Here is a 3,938-nt window from a genome sequence, read left to right on the forward strand (position 1 = left end):
GATCCTTTGTTCCCCCCCCGGGCCAGGGAGGGGAACAAAGGATCAGCGATTCAATGAAAGCTGCCGTTCTCTTCGAACCCAGGAAGCCACTCGTCATCGAGGATGTGACGATCGACAAGCCCGGCCCGCGCGAGGTGCTGATCCGCACCGCCGCGGTCGGGGTGTGCCGTTCGGACCTGCATTTTGTCGACGGCGCCTATCCGCACGCCATGCCCTGTATCCCTGGCCACGAGGCCGCAGGTATCGTCGAGGCGGTGGGCGAAGGCGTGACGATGGTGAAGCCAGGCGACGCGGTCGTCACCTGCCTCAGCGCATTCTGCGGCCAGTGCGAATATTGCGTTACCGGGCGCATGTCGCTCTGCCTTGGCGGCGACACGCGCCGCAAGCCCGGCGAACCGCCGCGGCTGCGCATGGGCGACACCGTCGTCAACCAGATGCTCAACCTCTCGGCCTATGCCGAGCAGATGCTCGTCCACGAGCATGCGTGCGTCGCGATCAATCCCGAGATGCCGCTCGACCGCGCCTGCGTGCTCGGCTGCGCGGTGACGACGGGCGCCGGCGCGGTGTTCCATGCCGCCGATATCACGCCGGGCGACACCGTGGCGGTGGTCGGCTGCGGCGGGGTGGGCCTTGCGGTGGTCAACGCCGCAAAGATCGCGGGCGCGGGACGGATCATCGCGATGGACCCCGTTCCCGAGAAACGCGCGCTCGCCGAAAAGCTCGGTGCGACCGACAGCATCGATCCCACCGCCGATGGCGCGGCCGCGCAGGTTGTCGAACTGACCAAGGGTGGTGTCGATCACGCGATCGAGGCCGTTGGCCGTCCCGCATCGGGCGAAACCGCGGTCAAGGTGCTGCGCCGCGGCGGCACCGCCACGATCCTCGGCATGATGCCCTTGAACGAAAAGATCGGTCTCAGCGCGATGGACCTGCTTTCGGGCAAGAAGCTGCAGGGCGCGCTGATGGGCGCCAACCGCTTCCCCGTCGACATTCCCCGCCTCGTCGATTTCTACATGCGCGGTCTGCTCGACCTGGACACGATCATTGCCGAACGCATCCCGCTGGAGCAGATCAATCACGCCTTTGACGAGCTTCGCAAGGGCGACTCGGTGCGATCGGTGGTGACCTTCGGATGACCCAGCCTTCTGACGCCCAGAGCACGATGGTGGGCACCACCGAAGTGCCCGAAAAGGACCGGCTCGACGAGGCCGCGCTGAGCGCTTGGATGGCGGCCAATGTCGAGGGCTTTCAGGGCCCGATCCGGCTTTCCAAATTCAGGGGCGGCCAGTCCAACCCCACCTACCGCATCGATGCCGCGAGCGGCGCCTATGTCCTTCGCCGCAAGCCCTTCGGCCCGCTGCTCCCATCGGCGCACGCGGTGGACCGCGAGTACCGGCTGATTGCGGCACTGCATCCGACGGGCTTTCCCGTCGCGCGGCCCTATGGATTGTGCGCCGACGACAGCGTGATCGGATCGATGTTCTACATCATGGCGCTGGTCGAGGGCCGCAACCTGTGGGACGGGTCGCTGCCCGGCATGGCACCCGCCGAGCGCACGGGCATTTACAATGCGATGGTCGATACGCTCGCCGCGCTCCACAACATCGATCACGAGGCGGTAGGGCTTGCCGACTATGGCAAGCCCGGCAATTATTTCGAACGCCAGGTCGGTCGCTGGACCAAGCAGTACAAGGCCGCTGAGACCGAGACGATCCCGGAGGTCGACCGGCTGATCGAATGGCTCCCGGCGACCGTGCCGCAGCAGGAACGCGTGTCGATCGTCCATGGCGATTTCCGCATCGACAACATGATCTTCGACGCCGCCGAACCAAAGGTGCTGGCGGTGCTCGACTGGGAGCTGTCCACGCTCGGCGATCCGCTCGCCGATTTCTCCTATCTGCTGATGAACTGGGTGACCGAACCCGAGGGGCGTTCGGGGATCGCGGGGCTCGACCTCGAGGCGCTCGGCATCCCGACGATCGAGCAGGCGGTCGAACGTTATTGCGCCGCGACCGGGCGCGACGGCGTCCCCGACCTCAACTGGTATTTCAGCTACAATCTGTTCCGGCTGACGGGCATCGTCCAGGGCATCAAGAAGCGCATCCTCGAAGGCACGGCCTCGAGCGCGCAGGCCGAAAAGACCGCCGAGCGCGTTCCGGGGCTGGCAAAGTCGGCATGGCATTTCGCGCAGAAGGCCGGGGCAAAATGAAACATTGTCATTCCCGCGCACGCGGGAATCCAGACGATGCAAAGAGAAGAAGCTGGATCCCCGCTTTCGCGGGGATGACACGAAAGAGGATTTAACCGATGTCCCAGTTCGACATGACGGGCAAGGTCGCGGTCATCACCGGGTCAACACGCGGCATCGGCAAGGCGATCGCCGAGGAAATGGCGGCGCATGGCGCAAAGGTCGTCGTCTCCAGCCGCAAGCAGGACGCGTGCGACGAAGTCGCCGCCGAGATCAACGTGAAACATGGGCCAGGCACCGCGATCGCGGTTGCCGCCAATATCTCGGCCAAGGAAGCGCTGCAGAACCTTGTCGATGAAAGTCGCAAGGCGTTCGGCCGGATCGACGCGCTCGTCTGCAACGCCGCGTCCAACCCCTATTACGGACCGATGGCGGGGATCGAGGACGATCAGTTCCGCAAGATCCTCGACAACAATATCGTCGCCAACCACTGGCTGATCTCGATGGTCGTGCCCGAGATGATCGAGCGCCGGGAAGGCTCGGTGATCATCATCTCGTCGATCGGGGGGCTGCGCGGCTCGGAGGTTCTGGGCGCCTATTGCATCTCCAAGGCCGCCGATATGCAGCTCGCGCGCAACCTCGCGCGCGAATATGGCCGCCACAATGTGCGCGTGAACTGCATCGCGCCGGGGCTGGTGAAGACCGACTTCGCTAGGGCGCTGTGGGACGATCCCGAGACACTCAAGGCCTCCACCGCGGGTGCCGCGCTCGGGCGCATCGGTGAACCGCATGAAATTGCGGGCGCGGCGGTGTTCCTCGCCTCCCCCGCCTCGACATTCCTCACCGGCCAGACCATCGTCGTCGACGGCGGGCAGACCATCTAGGAGACCAGACATGGCCGGAAGGCTGGAAGGCAAAAGCGCGATCATCACGGGTGCGGGCTCGGGCATCGGGCGCGCCACCGCACTGCTCTATGCGCGCAACGGCGCGCGGCTCGTGATCGGCGACAAGGCCGAAAGCGTGCACGAGACCGCGAAGATGATCCGCGACGAGGGCGGCGAGGTCAGCGCGCTGCAGATGAACGCGGGCAAGGAAGAGGACGTCCAGAAGCTCGTCGAGAGCGCGCGCCTCTCCTATGGCGGGCTCGACGTCGCCTATGCCAATGCGGGCGTTTCGGGCGGGCTCTCCGGCATCTTCGAGCAGAGCGTAGACGACTGGCAGCAGATCCTGCAGGTCAATCTCGTCGGCCCCTTCATCCTCATCAAGCACGCCGCACAGCAGATCATGAAAAAGGGATCGGGCTCGATCATCTGCACAGCCAGCGTCGCGGGGCTCCGCTCGGGGGCGGGCGGCCCCGCCTATTCGGCCTCCAAGGCGGGCGTGATCAACCTCGTCCAGACCGCCGCGCAGCAGCTTTCGGGCACGGGCGTGCGCGTCAATGCGATCTGCCCCGGACTGATCGAGACGGGGATGACCGAGCGTGCCTTCACCTATGCGCGCGAAAAGGGCGTCGAGGAGAAGATCGGGCGGTTGAACCCGCTGCGCCGCGCAGGCCAGCCCGAGGAGATCGCCTTCGCCGCGCTCTTCCTCGCCTCCGACGAATCCTCGTACGTCAACGGACAAGCGATCGTCGTCGATGGCGGGCTTTCAAGTTCGCATCCCGTGACGCGTCAGGAAACCGGAAAGACCGCCGCATGACGAACGAGGCGCAATCGACAAGCCCCTCCCCTTCAGGGGAGGGGTTGGGGTG

General features: G+C 65.4%; 4 protein-coding genes. All 4 read left to right on the forward strand.

The genetic code is table 11. The annotated features are described in order from the left end of the window. Positions 1–53 precede the first annotated feature (53 nt). On the forward strand, positions 54–1,136 hold the full coding sequence (locus AC3WJD_RS21705; protein WP_492748899.1) for a Zn-dependent alcohol dehydrogenase: 1,083 nt from the start codon (positions 54–56) through the stop codon (positions 1,134–1,136). Further along, entirely contained in the window at positions 1,133–2,209 is a 1,077-nt protein-coding gene (locus AC3WJD_RS21710; protein ID WP_492748900.1) for a phosphotransferase family protein, read from the forward strand. The genes AC3WJD_RS21705 and AC3WJD_RS21710 overlap by 4 nt, the downstream gene beginning before the upstream one ends. Positions 2,210–2,307: 98 nt before the next feature. Continuing rightward, positions 2,308–3,072 carry an SDR family NAD(P)-dependent oxidoreductase gene (locus AC3WJD_RS21715; protein WP_492748901.1) on the forward strand — a complete coding sequence of 255 codons (765 nt, stop codon included), beginning with the start codon at positions 2,308–2,310 and terminating at the stop codon, positions 3,070–3,072. A gap of 10 nt (positions 3,073–3,082) precedes the next feature. Then, complete coding sequence (locus tag AC3WJD_RS21720) at positions 3,083–3,886, forward strand: SDR family NAD(P)-dependent oxidoreductase (RefSeq protein WP_492748902.1); 804 nt, start codon at positions 3,083–3,085, stop codon at positions 3,884–3,886. Positions 3,887–3,938: the final 52 nt, after the last annotated feature.

The sequence above is a fragment of the Sphingobium sp. FW306-1B-F04DB genome, from assembly GCF_058781925.1.

Coding starts and splice junctions, on each gene's coding strand:
- AC3WJD_RS21720 (WP_492748902.1), top strand. CDS start 3,083: ATGGCCGGAAGGCTGGAAGGCAAAAGCGCGATCATCACGGGTGCGGGC.
- AC3WJD_RS21715 (WP_492748901.1), top strand. CDS start 2,308: ATGTCCCAGTTCGACATGACGGGCAAGGTCGCGGTCATCACCGGGTCA.
- AC3WJD_RS21710 (WP_492748900.1), top strand. CDS start 1,133: ATGACCCAGCCTTCTGACGCCCAGAGCACGATGGTGGGCACCACCGAA.
- AC3WJD_RS21705 (WP_492748899.1), top strand. CDS start 54: ATGAAAGCTGCCGTTCTCTTCGAACCCAGGAAGCCACTCGTCATCGAG.